General features: G+C 60.4%; 17 protein-coding genes and 1 other RNA gene. 6 read left to right on the forward strand and 12 right to left on the reverse strand.

Translation table 11 applies throughout. The features are described from left to right. Nucleotides 1-52: 52 nt before the first annotated feature. Entirely contained in the window at nt 53-1,627 is a 1,575-nt protein-coding gene (locus GO499_RS01875; RefSeq protein WP_161860592.1) for a bifunctional metallophosphatase/5'-nucleotidase, read from the forward strand. A 555-nt stretch (nt 1,628-2,182) separates the two neighbouring features. Here GO499_RS01875 and GO499_RS01880 read toward each other — a convergent pair. The 6 genes from GO499_RS01880 to GO499_RS01905 all read right to left on the reverse strand — a co-directional run bounded on the left by GO499_RS01880 (nt 2,183) and on the right by GO499_RS01905 (nt 8,544). Beyond that, complete coding sequence (locus GO499_RS01880; RefSeq protein ID WP_161860593.1) at nt 2,183-3,286, reverse strand: TFIIB-type zinc ribbon-containing protein; 1,104 nt, start codon at nt 3,284-3,286, stop codon at nt 2,183-2,185. A 49-nt stretch (nt 3,287-3,335) separates the two neighbouring features. Further along, nucleotides 3,336-4,448 (reverse strand): SPFH domain-containing protein, encoded by a 1,113-nt coding sequence (locus GO499_RS01885; protein WP_161860594.1) that lies wholly within the window; start codon nt 4,446-4,448, stop codon nt 3,336-3,338. Nucleotides 4,449-4,528: 80 nt separating this feature from the next. Beyond that, nucleotides 4,529-5,467, reverse strand: coding sequence for a DUF2927 domain-containing protein (locus GO499_RS01890; protein ID WP_161860595.1), 939 nt, complete (start codon nt 5,465-5,467; stop codon nt 4,529-4,531). Beyond that, nucleotides 5,464-6,657 (reverse strand): toxic anion resistance protein, encoded by a 1,194-nt coding sequence (locus GO499_RS01895; RefSeq protein WP_161860596.1) that lies wholly within the window; start codon nt 6,655-6,657, stop codon nt 5,464-5,466. Before GO499_RS01895 ends, GO499_RS01890 begins: the two co-directional genes overlap by 4 nt. Before the next feature lie 20 nt (nt 6,658-6,677). Continuing rightward, nucleotides 6,678-7,583, reverse strand: coding sequence for a 5-bromo-4-chloroindolyl phosphate hydrolysis family protein (locus GO499_RS01900; protein WP_161860597.1), 906 nt, complete (start codon nt 7,581-7,583; stop codon nt 6,678-6,680). 160 nt (nt 7,584-7,743) lie between these two features. After that, on the reverse strand, nt 7,744-8,544 hold the full coding sequence (locus GO499_RS01905; protein ID WP_161860598.1) for a TerC family protein: 801 nt from the start codon (nt 8,542-8,544) through the stop codon (nt 7,744-7,746). A gap of 256 nt (nt 8,545-8,800) precedes the next feature. On the opposite strand from GO499_RS01905, the gene GO499_RS01910 reads away from it, so the two are divergent. Then, nucleotides 8,801-9,004 (forward strand): cold-shock protein, encoded by a 204-nt coding sequence (locus GO499_RS01910; RefSeq protein WP_161860599.1) that lies wholly within the window; start codon nt 8,801-8,803, stop codon nt 9,002-9,004. Nucleotides 9,005-9,061: 57 nt separating this feature from the next. On the opposite strand, the gene GO499_RS01915 is transcribed toward GO499_RS01910, so the two are convergent. The 4 genes from GO499_RS01915 to GO499_RS01930 are packed head-to-tail and all read right to left on the reverse strand — an operon-like array spanning nt 9,062 to nt 12,367. Further along, a complete protein-coding gene (locus GO499_RS01915; RefSeq protein ID WP_161860600.1) occupies nt 9,062-9,856 on the reverse strand; it encodes a hypothetical protein in 795 nt (264 codons plus the stop codon). 28 nt (nt 9,857-9,884) lie between these two features. Further along, nucleotides 9,885-11,375: an Asp-tRNA(Asn)/Glu-tRNA(Gln) amidotransferase subunit GatA gene (gene gatA, locus GO499_RS01920; RefSeq protein WP_161860601.1), complete on the reverse strand. Its 1,491-nt coding sequence runs from the start codon at nt 11,373-11,375 to the stop codon at nt 9,885-9,887. Further along, nucleotides 11,375-11,662: an Asp-tRNA(Asn)/Glu-tRNA(Gln) amidotransferase subunit GatC gene (gene gatC / locus GO499_RS01925; RefSeq protein WP_161860602.1), complete on the reverse strand. Its 288-nt coding sequence runs from the start codon at nt 11,660-11,662 to the stop codon at nt 11,375-11,377. The genes gatA and gatC overlap by 1 nt, the downstream gene beginning before the upstream one ends. A gap of 33 nt (nt 11,663-11,695) precedes the next feature. Then, nucleotides 11,696-12,367 carry a ceramidase domain-containing protein gene (locus GO499_RS01930; RefSeq protein WP_161860603.1) on the reverse strand — a complete coding sequence of 224 codons (672 nt, stop codon included), beginning with the start codon at nt 12,365-12,367 and terminating at the stop codon, nt 11,696-11,698. Nucleotides 12,368-12,433: 66 nt separating this feature from the next. Between GO499_RS01930 and GO499_RS01935 the strand changes: the two genes are divergently transcribed. Continuing rightward, on the forward strand, nt 12,434-13,126 hold the full coding sequence (locus tag GO499_RS01935) for a metal-dependent hydrolase (protein WP_161860604.1): 693 nt from the start codon (nt 12,434-12,436) through the stop codon (nt 13,124-13,126). On the opposite strand, the gene GO499_RS01940 is transcribed toward GO499_RS01935, so the two are convergent. Further along, nucleotides 13,123-13,578 (reverse strand): nucleoside deaminase, encoded by a 456-nt coding sequence (locus GO499_RS01940; protein WP_161860605.1) that lies wholly within the window; start codon nt 13,576-13,578, stop codon nt 13,123-13,125. The two genes, GO499_RS01935 and GO499_RS01940, sit on opposite strands and share 4 nt — an antisense overlap. Nucleotides 13,579-13,631: 53 nt before the next feature. Between GO499_RS01940 and GO499_RS01945 the strand changes: the two genes are divergently transcribed. From GO499_RS01945 to rnpB, 3 genes are all read left to right on the forward strand, one after another. Continuing rightward, nucleotides 13,632-14,417, forward strand: coding sequence for a pseudouridine synthase (locus GO499_RS01945; RefSeq protein ID WP_161860606.1), 786 nt, complete (start codon nt 13,632-13,634; stop codon nt 14,415-14,417). A gap of 28 nt (nt 14,418-14,445) precedes the next feature. Continuing rightward, a complete protein-coding gene (locus tag GO499_RS01950; RefSeq protein WP_348520795.1) occupies nt 14,446-15,138 on the forward strand; it encodes an N-acetylmuramoyl-L-alanine amidase in 693 nt (230 codons plus the stop codon). Between the two features lie 11 nt (nt 15,139-15,149). After that, an RNA gene (rnpB, locus tag GO499_RS01955) (RNase P RNA component class A) lies at nt 15,150-15,529 on the forward strand. A gap of 188 nt (nt 15,530-15,717) precedes the next feature. On the opposite strand, the gene GO499_RS01960 is transcribed toward rnpB, so the two are convergent. Next, nucleotides 15,718-17,523 (reverse strand): ATP-binding protein, encoded by a 1,806-nt coding sequence (locus tag GO499_RS01960; RefSeq protein WP_161860607.1) that lies wholly within the window; start codon nt 17,521-17,523, stop codon nt 15,718-15,720. Nucleotides 17,524-17,587: the final 64 nt, after the last annotated feature.

The following is a 17,587-nucleotide window of genomic DNA, read 5'->3' on the forward strand; positions in this document are numbered from 1 at the left end:
GCAGGCCTTCGCTAGCATCCTCGGGAATTCCATTTGCAAGAGGATCTTCGCAATGACCAGAACCCTGATGACGACGGCGGCTCTTCTGGGCCTTTCCACCGGAATTGCCCACGCGGACTATTCGCTGACAATTCTGCACACGAATGATTTTCATGCGCGTTTTGAACCGATTAGTAAGTATGACGGTCCGTGTTCAGCGGAAGACAATACGGCCGGTGAATGCTTCGGCGGTTCGGCCCGTCTGGTGAATGCCATCAAGGCGGCGCGGGAACGCTCCAACAACTCGATTCTCGTCGACGGCGGCGATCAGTTCCAAGGATCTCTGTTCTACACCTACTACAAGGGTTCCGTCGCGGCGGAGATGATGAACAAGCTCGGCTACACTGCAATGACCGTCGGCAACCACGAGTTCGATGATGGACCGGAAGTGCTGCGTGGGTTCATGGACAAGGTCGAGTTTCCGGTTTTGATGTCAAATGCCGATGTCTCGAATGAACCGCTGCTGTCCGATGCGATTCAGAAATCGGTGATCATCGAGCAGGGGGGCGAGAAGCTCGGCATGATCGGCCTTACCACGGTGGATACGCCAGATCTGGCCAGCCCTGGCAAGAACATCACATTTTCCGACCCGGCGGCGGCGGTGCAGGCAGAAATCGATGCGATGAAGTCCGAGGGCGTCAACAAATTCATCGTCCTCAGCCACTCCGGTTACAGGGTCGATACCGCGGTTGCCGAAGCAGTGCCGGAGATTGATGTGATCGTTGGCGGCCACTCCAACACTTACCTTTCCAACACATCGGACCGTGCCGAAGGACCGTACCCGACGATGGTTGGCAACACGGCCGTTGTGCAGGCCTATGCCTACGGCAAATTCCTCGGCGAATTGAATGTGACCTTCGATGACGAAGGCAACATCACCGAGGCGACCGGCGAGCCACTTGTCATCGATGCGGCGGTTGAAGAAGACAGTGATACGGTTGCCCGGATTGCCGAACTGGCTGGGCCACTGGAGGAGATCCGCACAAAGGTTGTGGCGGAAACCGCTGCGCCGGTCGAGGGTGACCGCAATGTCTGCCGTGTTCAGGAATGCGAGATGGGCAACCTCGTCGCGGACGCGATGCTGGACCGTGTGAAAAGCCAGGGCATTGATATCGCGATAGCCAACTCCGGCGGCTTGCGTGCTTCCATCGATGCCGGTGAGGTGACAATGGGCGAAGTGCTGGCGGTGCTTCCGTTCCAGAACACGCTTTCCACCTTCGAGATCAAGGGATCCGGCATCCTGGCCGCGCTGGAGAATGGCGTCAGCCAGGTGGAAGAGGTCGCCGGACGCTTCCCGCAGGTGGCCGGAATGAAGTTCACCTGGGATCCGGCCGCGGAGCCGGGAAGCCGGATTGTCGAAGTGCTGGTGGAAACCGATGACGGCCTCGAGCCGCTCGACCCGGAAGAGACGTATGGCGTTGTGTCCAACAACTATGTGCGTGGAGGCGGTGATGGCTACAGTGTCTTCGACACGGACAGCAGCAACGTCTACGACTATGGACCCGATCTGGCAGATGTGACGGCGGAGTATCTGGCGCAGAACCTGCCCTACACTCCGTATGTCGCGGATCGTATCAGCCAGAAGTGATTGAACGGCCCCGCGGCGCTTCAGCCGCGGGGCATCTTTCCACGGACTCACAACGTCAGTGACGAATGCCTGCCTCCTGTTTTCGAGATTGTAACGAAAAGCGGATCCAAGTGTCCGCCTCAAGAGATGCGGGCTTCAACAAGAGCCCTTGCCGTCCGCAACGGGCAATTGAGTATGGAAAATTTCACCCGGCTCCATGGGGCGACACAACTTCAGGATGTGTTGGCCGATGTAGCCTTCACGAACTTATCAACAAGACATTCAGTTGCGGGTTCAGCGAATTATTTGCGAGTGGGTGATGGAGCGAAACTTGGTTAACAATTAGTTAAATCAGTACTTTGTCGCTTCATGAATTTGTGCAATACAGCGCTTTAATCCCGCAAAAACACCTCCAAGCCGCCCTGATCAGGCCTCAATTGATTGCGACTTTCAAGATGCGTACAGGGGGGGGAAGTAGCGTCCCGAGTAACCCTTTAGTGTATCGAGTGCCCCTGTACGTGCTTACCCTACCGTTTCGATTGACCCGCTGAAGTTCAGCGCCAGCGAGGTGCCGGTTCAGCCGAATTCCTGACGGGCCATCAGGTATCCGACGCCGGCTGCGAGACAAAGCGCGGCGGCGACTGCCAGTGCAATTTTCCATATGGAATATGGCCGCTCTCCCTGAACCGTGCCGGTGCGCCCGTTCACGACAAACCTGTAGGTCTTGCCGCGGTACTTGTAGGCGGCAAGCCAGACGGGCAGGAGGATGTGCTTGAACGTCATCGAGCCGATGTCGGTGTCAACGGCCTCAATCTTCTGACGGTCACCGCCGATATCGAATTTTACGTCGCGCCGGATGATGCCATCCATAATCTGGCGCGCCTCCCGAAACCCTTCCTCTAGTTCGACCTGGTAGGCCTCGGCCCGGAAACCGGCGAGATAGTGAGGCTGATATGGCTCCAATCCACCCAAGTCCCAAGGCGCCAGCGCGTCGGTAAAGCGTTTCGGCAGCGATCGGGAAGCCAGGACGAGCACGTCGTCGAAGAAGCGGGCGACACGACCTGAAACCGGCTTCCACCGCACCTTGGCGACCTGCTGGGTGCGATTTTGCGGCTTGCCATCCACCATCACCCGGACGGTGCGCTGTTCATGATAGACGGTGCCGCGCTGGCCGCGATAGCTTGTCCGGGTGTCGGCGTCATAAGTCCAGTAGGGCACGTAGATGCCTTCCATACGCCGGCCCTTCCGAGCGTATTCCTGCAGACCGCCGGGAGCGAACCAGAGGTTGCCCAGCCACTTGGTCATTGCAGCGCGTGCAGCTTCCTCCGTCAGAGTGAATGGCAGCACGCCTTTCGGCTTCAGATGCCGGTTGGTGCCCGTGTCGGTCACGATCGGCGTTGCGCAGAACGGACATTCGGTCGCGTGGACGTCGGGGTCGAATTCGACGCGCGCTCCGCAGCTTGTGCAACTTACAACGCGGGTCTCTTCCATTTCTGCCGCCGGCAATTCTTCCGCCAGGGCCTTGCGCAGGTCCAGTTCCCGGATGGCGCTGCCTTGCCATATCGATGCGCCCTCAATCTGCTCCTCGGCGCCACAATGGTCGCATTGCAGACGGTCGGTGCCGGGCAGGAACCGCATGTCTGCGCCGCAGGTGTGGCAGGGAAAGCGATGTTCTTCCATGCGTCCAGTCAGGAATTGGTGGATCGGACCAGTTTCGGGAGATCCGGTCTCACGCGGGCGGTGGCGGGGGCGGGGGCATGACGGTGAAGAGCTGTGCGAGCTCGGCGATCTCGCCCGCCTTCGTCCAGCCGTCGATGCCGGCCGTCCACACGAGGGTTTCACGTGTCAATCCGCCGGAACTGGCCAACTTGCCGAGATCGGCGCGTGAAAACGGCCCTGAACTTTGGCCGTTTTCCGCAGTGTGCCAGACCTTTTCCATTGGCGGCGGGGGCGGTGGCGCAGCTGTCTGACGTGCGCCCCATGGACCCTGCTGGTTGGCCATCTGCGATGCCATCGCCATGCCGACGCCGGCTCCGAGCCCGGCCGTCATCGCTCCGCCGCCGCCGGGGTTGGCAGCGCCTGTCTGTAGCGCCTCCGCTGTCGCGTATTTGGTGTATTCGTCGAGGTTCCCGATGATGCCCATGGAGGTGCGCTTGTCGAGTACCGCCTCAACCGCCTCCGGCAGCGAGATGTTCTCGACGAAGAAGGCCGGCATTGACAGGCCGTATTCCGCCAGTTGAGGGCTTACCTGCTGGGCGATCAAATTGCCAAATTCCACGGTGTTGGCCGCCATGTCGAGTACGGGAATGCCGGAGGACGCGACCGTCTGGGTGAACTTGGACACGATGATATTGCGGATCTGGTAGCTGATCTCGTCCGTGGTAAACTCACCGTCCGTTCCGACGATTTCCTTCAGGAAGGTACCCGGATCGCTGACGCGGATACTGTAGGTTCCGAAAGCGCGCAGACGCACCGGGCCAAACTCCGGGTCGCGGCACATGATCGGGTTTTTGGTACCCCATTTCAGGTCCTGAAACCGGGTGGTATTGACGAAATAGATTTCTGACTTGAACGGGCTCTGAAAGCCGTGATCCCAATGCTGGAGCGAGGTCAGGATCGGCATGTTGTTGGTCTCGAGCATGTAGAGACCCGGTGTGAAGACATCGGCAAGTTGGCCTTCGTGCACGAACACGGCCGCCTGTCCCTCGCGCACAGTCAGCTTGGCGCCGTACTTGATCTCATGGCCCTGGCGTTCGAAGCGCCAGACCAGCGTGTCGCGGGTATCGTCCGTCCAATGAATGACGTCGATGAACTGGCCGGACAGAAAATCGAGAATGCCCATAGGGTCCCTCCAATTTGGTTAACCGCGTTTTACCCGCTGCGACGGCCGCGGCAAAGGTGTTTCTGGCAGGATCTTCGCCGCTAGCCTCCCACTTCCCGTGCCAGCGGCAGGCCTGCACGTGAAGCAGCATCTCGGGCGATGGCAGGCAGGAGCGGACGGACTTCCTCGGCGCTCATACCCGGTTTCAGGCGTTTGTCGTAGAGCATCCGTAAAAGTGCCTCGTCATGGCGGGTAAGAAAGGCGAATTCCTCGTCATCGTTGAAGATCGAGGGGCGGGCATCGAAGCTGTCGTTGGGCAGCCCAAGGGCCTGTGTCAGTTCCTCATGAATGCAGGAACGGCGCATCAACTCTCCGTGCTCCGCTTTGATGAGAATGACGCCGCTGTTGATCACACCGGGGCGTCCTACCTGTTCGGCGGTGTAGAACGCGCACAGCGAGTCGATGGGCGAATTGACGAAACTGTCGACGATCGCCGGTGAGGCGATGTTTGTCTGGCCCAGCAACGTTCCGAAGTCCCGCTGCTCCGCACGATTGAGAAACAGCAGCAGAAAATTTGGCTTGCCTTCCTCGACCACTGATATTGGCAGACCGGTATAGCGACCAAGATCCTTCACAAACGCATTCAGAGACCGGATGTCCTGCCGGGCCTGTTCTACCGGCACCGACTGCCCGAAAATCACCCCAATGCGGATCGGTTGTTCCCATCGGCTGAGGTTGGATCGGGTACGTCTTTCGACCAGCCGGTTTCCCTGAACCGCCAGTTCGTCGTACAGTGCGATCTCTTCGAAATTCCTTACCAGTGCGGCCAGCGTTACCGGTGCATCGTTCGGGAGCCTTTCCTGGCGCATCAGCCCCTGAGCGCGCAGGTCGGACTCGATAAAGGCATAGTAGTCGGCTATCTGGTCATCGGGAATTTCGGGGCTGGTCGTGCAGGCCGCGAGCGCGATGCTCGCAGCCGACAGAAAGGCCGGAAGGCGAAAGACCCGCGCGGCGGAGCGCCGCACGGTGGTCTGCATCATGCGCCCTCGATGCTTTCCGATACATTGTGACCGGATGCGGTGCCTCGCGCCTTGGCCGATGCCAGCGTTTCCTTGAGCTCCTGCTCCATCTGATGCAGATCCTTTTCGGCCTCGGCACGTTTTGCCTTGCCCTCGTCGGCAATCTGCAGCGATTCCTCGATGGTAGCGATCAGATTGGCATTGGCCTCTTTGATGGCTTCGATGTCGAAGACGCCGCGCTCCATTTCCTTGCGAACCTCGGCATTGGCCTGACGCAGGTTCTCGGCATTGGATTTCAGCAACTCGTTGGTCAGGTCGTTGGCTTCGCGCACGACGCTTGCCGCCTCGCGGGAACGATGAATGGTCACGGCCTGCGCAAGCTGCGTTTCCCACAGCGGCACTGTGTTGACGAGCGTGGAGTTTATCTTGGTGACCAGGCTCTTGTCGTTCTCCTGCACCAGCCGGATCGACGGCAGGGACTGCATGGTGACCTGGCGGGTAAGCTTCAGGTCATGGACGCGCCGCTCAAGGTCGTCGCGGGCTGCACGCAAGTCGCGCAATTCCTGTGCCTTGATCACACCCTGGTCTTCTGGCGCGGCCTGAACTTCGGCTTCCTTCGCCGGAATTTCCTCCGCATCAAGCACTTTCAGCTTTTCTTCGCCGGCGGCAATGTACAGCGCGAGCTGATCATAGAAATCGAGCGTTTTCTCATAGAGCTTGTCGAGCGCCTTGATGTCCTTCAGAAGCACGTGCTCATGCTCCAGCAGTTCGCCGGTAATCTTGTCGATCTGGCCCTGCACGTTCTCGAACTTTGCCATAAATTCGTGGATCGGTTTTGCCTTGCCCAGCAACCGCTCCCACCAGCTCAGTTTGCGGTTGGGGTCAAGCTCGTCGACGGAGAAGCCACGGATGGAGCCGACCATCTCGCGCAGGGCGTTTCCGGCTGGGCCCACATCCTTGTTTTGTACCCCGGCAAGCATTTCCTGGCTGATCTGTTGTAGCTCGGCCTGTGCGGCGGAGCCGAACTGGATGATCGACTGAGTGTTGTTCATGTCCAGTTCGGCCATGCGTTTTTCGATCTCGGCCTTGTCGGCAGGGTCGGCTGCTTCGATAACAATCAACTCACCTTTCGGTTCAGGCAGCAGTTTCGCAGTCACCTCCTGCACTTCCTTCAAGGTGGTCTCGGCCTTGGCACGGATATCTTCAGACATGTATTTCTCCTTGGCGAGGGTCAGGCCTTGAGGCCTTCCTGATGCAGGCGCTCGCGCAGCACCTCAATTTCTATGTCGAGATCGGTCCGGTTGTCCTGCAGAAGGTCCGTCCGATGTCTGGTGAAGCTTTTCTCCAGGTCTGCGAGCAGTTCCAGGTAGTCGGACCGCGCCGAAGCGTCATTGCCGCGGGTATAGACCTCCGCGAATTTGACCGTCGCGTCGCGTGCGCCTTTCAGGTAGACGCCCAGGAACTTGCGCGCGCGCGGTAGGTCTCTGGGGTCGTCCTCTACCGTGCGGAAGACGTCACGTGCCGTCACGCTCATGTCCTCGACGCGAGAAATGATCTGCCGGTCACCGGTGCGGCGAGCGGCATCGAGCATCGTGCGCAGATGCTCCTCGGCATCCTCGATCGCACGGGCGACCCTGTCCGTCTGATAGGTATCCACGCCATCCATGCCCTTGGCTCGCATCGGGTCGAGCCCGAAGCCAAAGACATGGGCGGCCGACGCCATGCCACCAAACACGATGCCAGCAAACAGGCTGCCGTCGCCCAGACCCTGCACCATGAAGACACCGATGCCGACCAGAACAGCGGACGCCAGTTTGCGCGGTACTCCGGGCGCGCGGGCGATCTTGCGGTCGTTGAAGGCGGCTTCGGCCTTGAGGCCCTCGTTCAGCAGCCATGCAGCGAGCATGAAAATGCCGAAAGCTCCCAATTCGATCAGGGACTGGACGGGATTGCCGCGCATGACCTCGCCGAGACCGGCGAAGAGCAGTGGCAACGGCGCAAGAAACAGAAGGCGTCCAAATATGGAGACACGCGCCGTGCGCCGCCCGCGGAAGCGGGAGATGGCACGCGGCTTTGTCTCCTCGGTACTCACCTCGGAGGCAGTCGGGCTGAACTTGCCACCATAGCGTTGCGCCATCAGAACTGTCCGGCACCAAAAGCGGAGAAGCCGGTGAAAAGCACGATCGCTACAACGATCAATGCTGCAAATCCCTGAAGCGTGGTCTCGCTCACGTATCGCCCCCCATCATCCTGCTACCTAGGTGGGTAGCATGTTCGCAAATGCAAACCTAGAATTTTCAGGCTTCCTTGGTACCCTGCTCATGCGCCCGTTCTGCCGCCAGTTTGCGTTGGTAGCCCGACTGAATGAACTCCACGAGAAACAGGACCGCGATTGAGAAATAGAAGGTCGATTTCGCCATAGGCTCCACGGCGTAGCCAAACAGGTGGATGTGGCCTTCGTGCCCGCCTTCACCAAGCAAAACAACGCCGACGATCAGCAGGACGAAAAGGCCCAGAACCTCGTACATGCGGTTTTTCTTGATGAACTCCGATACCGTGTCGGCGAGCAGGAGCATCGCCGCACCCGAGACGAGGATGGCGATTGCGAGGATTGGGAATACATCTGTAATCGCAAGGGCGGACAGCACGCTATCGAAGCTGAAGATCAGGTTCATGAGCACGATCAGACTGACCACCGCAGTGGCGGATTTGTGGGTATCCTTGCCGAGGCTCTTTTCCAGATGCTCCATCGACAACAGGTGACTGATCTCCTTCACCGCCGTGTACATGATGAAGCCGCCGCCGAAGAGGAAGACGCAGACCGCGAAGTTGAAATCGCCGGTAATGATGCCCGGGATATCGATGCTGAAGAACGGTGCTTCCAGCGCGGAAATCAGTTTGATCATGGCGAAAAGCAGGATAATCCGCAGGGCCACGGCGATGATGATACCCCAGCGACGAACCGCCTTTTGCTGGTGAATCGGGGCGCGCTGGCTCTCGATGGAGATATAGAGAAGATTGTCGAAGCCCAGCACGGCCTGGAGGAAGATGAGAACGCCCAGGTTGCCAAGGTTCGCCAGAGTAAAGAGATCCGCCATTTTCGTCCTGCCTGCTGCCGATGTATCCGGCGCGACAAAGCCATAACGGTATCCAATCATCAAGTATTTATACTGCCCGAGGGGGCGTTTTGGGTTTCTAAGTGTTCAATTGCAGTGATTCGCTGTATGTTATTGATGCGGGGGCACTGTATGGTTGGCGGTCTTTTTCCAAAGTATCGGTGGTCGGAGTAGTAGAACGCTTCCGCGGAAGTTGGCGTACGCTGCGCCAATCAGGATCGAAGAAGGACTTCAAGGCATGCCTAAAGGCACAGTAAAGTGGTTCAATACCGAGAAGGGTTACGGGTTTATCCAGCCCGAAGACGGTGGCAAGGACATCTTTGTTCACATCACGGCAGTACAGGCAGCGGGCCTGACGACGTTGACGGACAATCAACCGATTGAATTTGAACTGGTTGATGGACGTGATGGCCGAAAGAGCGCAGGGGAACTCAAGGTCTGAACTGATTGGCAGGCAGACCGAATGCCGCTTCGGAACGCGTTGCCGGAGCGACGGACCTCAGAAATTGAGCTTTCGATAGGTTTCAGGGTCGAACCGGCAGGCAAAGCCATCGCCGTCCGGATCAAGATTGAACCTGTCCGTCGTCGGGCCGCCGTTCGCGAGGAATTGACGCTGGGCGTCATCGTCGCTGGAGAAGCGGCGGCAGACTGATGCCGATTGCACGCGATCACGGAATGCCGGCCGGTTGTAGACCTTCGTGCCCTTGGGATGGGTGGTTTCCCGAGCGAATTTTGCGACGTTGGCATTCGGATCCACCTGCTCCACCGCTTCCGGTTGCACGATCACCAGTTGCTGCTGAGCGAGCAGGCGACGTTGTTCGGCAATTTCACGCTGGCGCTTCTGTTCAGCCTGTGAGGACTGGTTGAGATCGATCGACTGGTCGTTGGGGTTAATGCCGATGTCATCAGGCAATCCCGCGCCTGGTCCCGTACCCGGAACCACCTGCGCAGACTGGACCTGTTGCGGCTGCACCGTTGCCGTTGGTTGTGTGATCGTGGCGGTCGTTGTCGTGGACGGCACAATGCTTCCCGGCGTTCCCGGAGGTGGAGGCGTTGTGCGCAGCGTAGTGGCGACGTCCTGGGCCAGTTGGTCCGAACTGCTGCCGGATGGCGGCACCGGGATGGGGCGCGTCTGGGGAAAAGGCTGGAAATCCTGCGTGCCGGGCGTGGCGAACAACGGCGAATTGACCTTCGGAGGCGGTGGCGGATCGAACGGTCCCTGCCCGCCGGCGGGTTCCTCCGAACATGCCGCAACTGCCAGTAGTAACCCTAGCCCGATAACCGGTCTCATCATCTGCCGCCTCGCTCGATTACTTCGGTGTTTACCACCATTGGGGCGCATAATGCGCGAAACCCGCGGCATTTTCCAGAGCATACGCTGCGTTCAGCATTTCTGCCTCTTTCCACGGCTGCCCGATGAGCTGGAGGCCAAGTGGCAGGCCCTGGCTATCGAGCCCGGCCGGGACACTAACGCCCGGAAGTCCCGCAAGGTTCACCGTGACGGTGAAAACATCGTTCAGGTACATCTTGATCGGGTCTTCATTGTTCATCTCACCCAGACCGAAGGCGGCAGACGGAGTGGCTGGGGTGAGGATCGCATCCACCCCATCGGCGAACACCGTCTCGAAGTCGCGTTTGATCAGGGTGCGGACGCGCTGCGCACGCTTGTAATAGGCATCATAATAGCCTGCTGAGAGGACATAGGCGCCGATCATGACGCGCCGTTGCACTTCCTTGCCGAAGCCCTCGGCGCGGGTGCGTTCGTACATCTCGGTCACACCTTCACCCTGCGACAGCTTAGCCCGGTGGCCGTAGCGGACGCCGTCATAGCGGGCGAGGTTTGATGACGCTTCAGCCGGGGCGAGTACGTAGTAGGCGGGAAGGGCATACTTTGTGTGGGGGAGGGAAATTTCGACGATCTCCGCTCCCGCGCCGCGAAGCATTTCGGTGCCCTGCTGCCACAATTCCTCGATTTCCGCCGGCATGCCGTCCATGCGGTATTCAGTGGGGATGCCGATCTTCTTGCCGCGGATGTCACCTGTCAGCGCAGCCTCGAAATCGGGCACCGGAAGATTTGCAGAGGTGCTGTCCTTCGGATCATGCCCGGCCATTGCGGACAGCATGATAGCGGAGTCGCGGACGGTCTTCGTCATCGGTCCCGCCTGATCGAGCGAAGAAGCGAAGGCGACGATGCCCCAACGTGAAACGCGGCCGTAGGTGGGCTTCACGCCGACAATCCCGGTGAATGCGGCAGGTTGACGGATCGATCCGCCGGTATCCGTACCTGTAGCGGCGACACAGATGTCGGCAGAGACCGCCGAGGCCGAACCGCCGGAGGAGCCGCCGGGTGTGAGATCGGTGTTGCCGCCATCGTTGCGGCGCCAAGGACTGACGACAGGGCCGTAGGTGCTGGTTTCGTTGGAGGAGCCCATGGCGAACTCGTCCATGTTGAGCTTGCCGAGCATCACCGCCCCCGCATCCCAGAGTTGCTGGGTTGTTGTGCTCTCATAGGGGGGGCGGAAGCCTTCCAGAATGGCGGAGGCAGCCTGTGTCTGCACATCGCGGGTGCAAAAGAGATCCTTGATTCCCAACGGGATTCCGCACATGGCCGGAGCGTCGCCGCCGGCTATGCGTGCGTCGGCTGCCTTCGCCTGTTCGCGGGCGAGTTCCGACGTGTGCGCGATATACGCGTTCAACGGACCGGATGCCGCGGCGGCTTCAAGGTAGGTTTCCGTCAACTCGGCGGCAGTGAAGTCGCCTTTGCGCAGGCCGTCACGGGCAGCAGCGATCGTCATCTTGCGCAGATCAGCCATTATTCGACCACCTTCGGTACGGCAAAGAAGCCCTCACGTGCATCTGGCGCGTTCTTGAGGATGTCCGCCGGTTTATTGCCGTCTGTCACCTCGTCGGCGCGGCGGGGCAGGTCCATCGGGGTGACGGAGGTCATTGGATCCACGCCCTCCACATCGACCTCGGAGAGCTGCTCCATGAATCCCAGTATGCCGGAAAGCTCCCTTGCCAGCCCTTCCAGAGCGTCTTCCTGCACCTCGATCCGGGCCAGATGCGCAACCCGGCGGGCGGTATCCTTGTCTATCGACATGAAAGCCTGTCCTTCGCTGTAACGCGCATGGGTTTAGCGACGGGGTGCGGGCCGTGCAAGGGGCGCTCGGGCCTTGTGGAGCACAAAGATCATCCAGCCAAGCATAATGCCGTTAAGCGTATGCCATAGGAAGTGGGTGCCGATGGGGATGGCTGCGCAGATGTCGCGGTCGATCGTGCGGAAGACCAGAGATAGCGAGAGGAACGCCGCGCCGATCAGCAGGCCGCGGCCGATGGCCGGCTTTTTACCAAGTGTTGCAAGGCCATAGCCGGCGATAAGCAAGGCTACTGGCATGTAGCCGCCAGAGCCGTTGAGCGGGCCGAAGACGCGCGCGATGATGGTTCCGCTGACAAACGCAAAGGGGAAGAACAGGAGAACCGCGGCTGCTCCGGCCCACCATCGGAAGTCGAGAATCCGGGTTGTGGCAAAGTAGACGTAGATCAGGATGAAGGCCTGAATCGGGATCACGTCCGCCAATTCCGCCCATTGGGTTGCATGGGTGTGGAAAAGGTATGAGCCGATGCCGATGATGCCAAGGTTGAAGGTGAGCAGGCGGGCGGGGAAATCTTCCTGCCCGCGCAGCATCCGCCAGCACACCAAGGCCGAGATAAGAAACGCGGCATTTGTGATGGCGTTGAGTGGCTCCGACCAGTAGGAAAAATCGGTCCGTTCGCAATAGATGTCGACCTGTTCGAACCAGTTCATTGCCGGGCCTTGATTGCTGCGCCTCCACGATATGTAGTCGAAAGAAATGCCGAAAGGGAGATGGCGATGAAACTTACGTGGCTGGGGCATAGCGGTTTTCGCATCGAAATCGGGGGGCTGGTGATCCTTCTGGACCCGTGGATGACGGGAAATCCGATGTTCGAGGGGCAGGACAGGGCGGCGGCTATTGCCGGTGCAACGCATGTGCTGATCACCCATGGGCACGGTGATCACACCGGTGACACTATTGGTATTGTCAAGGAACTGGGCGTGCCATGTGTCGGCATCTACGACCTGATGAGCTATTGGCAGGAGCGTGAGGGGATCGAAACGATCGGCTTCAACAAGGGTGGCACCGTCGATTTGGGCGGGGTGAAGGTGACCATGGTGAATGCGGTGCATTCCTCTTCAATCGGCACTGACCACGGGCTGATGTATGCCGGGCATGAAGCGGGCTATGTGATCGCGGGTGAGGGGCATGTGGTCTATGTCTCCGGCGACACGGATGTGCATTCGGACATGGGGATCGTTCAGGATTTGCATCAGCCCGACATCGGCATCCTGTGCATCGGTGGTCATTTCACAATGGACCCTGAACGAGCGGCCTATGCAGCGAAGAAGTTCTTTGATTTCAGAGTGGTAATACCTTGCCACTACCGAACTTTCCCGTTGCTGGCGCAGGACGCGAAGGCACTGACTGCGGCATTGCCGGGCGTTGAGGTGACTGAACCCGAGGTTATGCGGGCGATCGAGATCTAAGGCCTGAGGCTCCTGAAGAAGTCCCTGAGCACGGCAGCGCAGGCGGCTTCCTCGATGCCGGCGTAGACCTCCGGCTTGTGGTGGGCCTGTGGGTGGGCGAAAATCACCGGACCCTGTTCGACGCCGCCGGATTTTGGGTCCGAAGCGCCGTAGTAGAGGCGACGGATGCGCGCGGCGGAGATGGCAGCGGCGCACATCGGGCAAGGCTCCAGCGTGACGTAGAGGTCGAGGCCGGGCAGACGTTCGGACTGCATGTGGGCCGCGACCTCCCGGATCACCAGCAATTCGGCATGGGCCGATGGATCGTGTAGTTCGCGCGTGCGGTTGCCGGCGGCGGCGAGAACCTCACCCGTATCCGGTGCAACGAGTACCGCGCCGACGGGTGTTTCGCCCCGTTCGGCGGCCTGTTGCGCCTCCACCAGCGCGCGGTGCATGTGCGATGCGAATGCCATGCACCTCGTATTAGACGTTGCGGCCCTGTACTCAAGCCCGCTATGCCGCTTGCATGGAACAGGAACGCATTGCAAAGCGCATCGCGCGGGCCGGGCTCGCCTCCCGTCGTGAAGCCGAGCGGCTGATCGGCGAGGGGCGTGTGAGCGTCAACGGCAAGCGCATCGACAGCCCGGCGCTCAATGTGTCCGAAAAAGATGTCATTACCGTTAATGGCAAGCCGCTCGCCGCCAAGGAGCCGGTGCGTATGTGGCGCTATCACAAGCCTGCCGGGCTGGTGACGACGACGGCGGACGAGAAGGGACGAGCGACGATTTTTGACCGGCTGCCAGAGGAAATGCCGCGGGTAATGAGCGTTGGACGGCTGGATTTGAACTCCGAAGGCCTTCTTTTGCTGACGAATGACGGTGATCTGAAACGTAGACTGGAATTGCCCGCAACGGGTTGGGTGCGCAAGTATCGGGTGCGCGCGAAGGGCGTGCCGAAGGACGAGGATCTGGAGCCATTGCGGCGCGGCGTGACGGTGGATGGCGAAGTGTTTCGCCCGATGCAGGTGACGCTGGACAAGCAGCAGGGGGCGAATTTCTGGCTGACAATCGGCTTGCGGGAGGGCAAGAACAGGGAAATCCGTCGGGCCATGGATACCGTAGGCTTTGCCGTCAACCGATTGATTCGCGTGTCCTATGGGCCTTTCCAGCTTGGCGATCTGGCCCGTGGCGCGGTGGAAGAGGTCCGGCCGAAGGTGCTGCGCGACCAGTTGGGCATTGAGCGGGAACCGCAGGCAAAACCTGAGCGTCCGCCGCAGAAGCCGCGGGTGAACCGTGTGCAGCGACGCAAGTGATTGTTCTGGCTTGAGTTTGAGGGCCAAATTGAAGCTTCACACCTATCCGTCGCCGAATTTCAATGACCGCAGGCATGGTGGTTCGCCGGATATGGTGGTGCTGCATTACACGGCAATGGCCAGCGCGGAGGCTGCACTGGCGCGGCTGGCCTCACCTGATCATGAGGTTTCGGCGCATTACCTGATTGATCCGCAAGGAAGAATCTGGGCGATGGTGGCGGAGGAGATGCGGGCCTGGCACGCGGGGGTTGCGGCCTGGGGGGGCGTGGACGATGTGAACTCGCATTCCATCGGGATCGAGATCCAGAACGATGGCAGCACTTCCTTTCAGGCAGCGCAGATGAGCTCGGTCGAATGGCTTTTACGTGATATTTCAGAGCGTTGGCGGATAACTCCGGAGCGAGTTCTGGGCCATTCGGATGTGGCACCGGCGCGGAAATCCGATCCTGGGCGGTGGTTTGACTGGTTGCGGCTGGCGCGGGCGGGGCTGGCTGCCTGGCCGGATGGTGTGCTGTCCGGATGCCCCGTGGACAGGGCGGAATTTATGCTTTGTGCTGAAAGGGTTGGCTATCGCGGCGAGTTTCGGGATGTGCTCACGGCAGTGCGGTTGCGGTTCTGCCCGTGGGCCGTGGGCCTGCCGCTGCGGGGGGCGGATGTGGCGATCGTGAAGGCAGCTGCTGCGCAGTTTCCCTGTATTGACGGAGAGAATTTCACAAGCTAAATCAAGGGCCTGCGGATGGCTGGATGGTCGCGGGGAAACTCGAGGAAAGTCCGGACTCCATGAAGAAGCGGCGCCGGGTAACGCCCGGCCAGTGAAAGCTGAGGGATAGCGCCACAGAGAACAGACCGCCCCATTTTTTCCGTTGGAAAATCAATGAGGTAAGGGTGAAACGGTGGGGTAAGAGCCCACCGCGGGACGGGTAACCGGACCGGCATGGCAAGCCCCGCCGGGAGCAATGCCAAATAGGGACCGCGTGGGGCATCCGCCCCGGGGGACTTCACTCCCAGCAGGTCCGGGTTGGCAGCAAAAACCTATTGGTAACAATGGGTTAAGATGAATGGCCATCGGGGCGCAAGCCTTACAGAATCCGGCTTACAGGCCATCCGCAGTATGATTTCGCCACTGGGATTGCCCGCGCCACCGTGGCGTATGGGTTTGGTATGGTTTCGGTATGGGTTCGGTATGGCAAAATGCCGGGATTCCGACGGTTTGGGCCGCATTTCGCGGGATCTGAGCGTTTTCCTGGCCAGGTAGGAGTTTTGCTTACCTGCGAGGTAAGTGGAATCATTACCCGGCTGCCTAGCGTCCTGTACCTTCCGCCGCCTTCAGTTTGCGAGCCTCGGCCTTCTGGCAGGCGGCGAAGATCGCCTTGGCGAGATCGGCGCGGTTGAACGGCTTGGTAAGAAACTCGATGGCCGCACCCGTGGAGCCGTTTGCCTCGGTGTTGGCAAAGCCGGACATGAGAACGACGGCAATCTCGGGATGCGTCCCGGCGAGGTCGCGGGCGAATTCGAGACCGGAGGTGCCGCCGGGGAGAACGACATCGGAGAGGATGACATCGGGCGGCAGTGGCCCGCCGAGAAACGCGCTGGCCTCGGCGACGCTTTCGACGGTGGAGACAGTATAGTCGAAGCTGCCGAGCAGTTTGCGGACGGTGGCGCGGACATCGGCATTGTCCTCGATGACGAGGATGCGTTCGCCGTTGCCGGTGAGAACCTTCTCCACGAGCGGCACGGCGGCGGCAGCCGGTTGGTCCAGGGTACTGGGCAGGCGGAGGGTGACGGTGGTGCCCTGGTTCTCGGCACTCTGGATGTCGATCTCGCCGCCCGACTGTTCGGCGAAACCATGGACCATCGACAGGCCCAGGCCACTGCCGTGGCCGAAACGCTTGGTGGTGAAGAACGGCTCCGCCGCGCGGGCACGGATTTCTTGCGTCATGCCGATGCCGGTGTCGCGGACAGAGAGATGGACAAGGCCGTCGCCACGTGTGCCACCGGGCTGATTGGCAGCGGTGACGACGATCACGCCGCCATCGGGCATAGCATCGCGGGAATTGGTGGCGAGGTTGAGCAGAGCGCTGGCCAGCAAGGCCGGATCGGCGTGGACGGGCCAGAGATCGGCAGCGATTTCCGTTTCGATGCGGATGTTCTCGCGCAGGGTGCGGCGGAGGATTTCAACCATATCACCGACCAGTTCACTGACATCCACCGCCTCTGGCCGCAGGGTCTGGCGGCGGGCGAAGGCGAGCAGGCGGCGGGTAAGATCGGCGCCGCGCCGGGTGGACCGGAGAATTGGCGTGGTGAGGGTCTGATCGTTGCCGGCATCCATTGCCAACAACTCCGCATGGCCTTGTATGGTGGCGAGGAGGTTGTTGAAATCATGGGCGATGCCGCCGGTAAGCTGGCCGATCGCCTCCATCTTCTGGGCCTGAACGAGACGCTGCTCGGCCGTCACCCGCTCCGCTATCGCGTCGGCGCGGGTCTGTTCCAGCAGGGCGCCGATATGGCGATTGTGTTCGTCCAGGGCGCGGCGACTCTGAAATTCGGAAACGAAGATCCGCTCGTGCCGGAGAATGCTGGTGGCGATGACGTAGAAGAAGACGAGCGTGACGATGGTGAAGCCGATCACCGATTCATGGGCGGTAAGTGCGAAACCGGCCAGGTTGAGGGCGGCGACGATGCCGCTGAAGGCGAGCGCGGCGGAAGGGATCGGGTAGAGGGTGATGGCCCCGGCGGCGACGGTGCCGGCGGCAAGCGCGACCAGGAACGCCTGCGAAATGCCGGTGGTGACAGGCAGGATGATTATGCCGGGGAAGCCCCAGATCAGGCCGAGGAAGGCGGCGCGCAGGGTCGTACGCCGGATGGATCGTGCAGTGAGGCGCGTGGGGAAGGTCTTGCCGCGATAACTCTGCCAGCGCCAGAAGAAGTAGAGGCTGAAGCCGATGGCGACGGCGGCCCAGAGCATGGCCTGCGGGAGTAACTGGCCGTCGAGCCAGAGGACGAGGAGGGTGGCGGTAGCATTGATGACGTTGGCAATCATCATCGGCGGCGTGAGCGCGGAGACGGCATGGGCCCGCTGGGCGATCACCTCCTCGACGTCAACCATTACTCCCCCCGCCCAATGCCGGCCTGCTGCAACCCTTTCCAAGGCCGCCATGTTAGCGGCATGC

Source organism: Algicella marina, from assembly GCF_009931615.1.
GTDB classification, from domain to species: domain Bacteria; phylum Pseudomonadota; class Alphaproteobacteria; order Rhodobacterales; family Rhodobacteraceae; genus Algicella; species Algicella marina.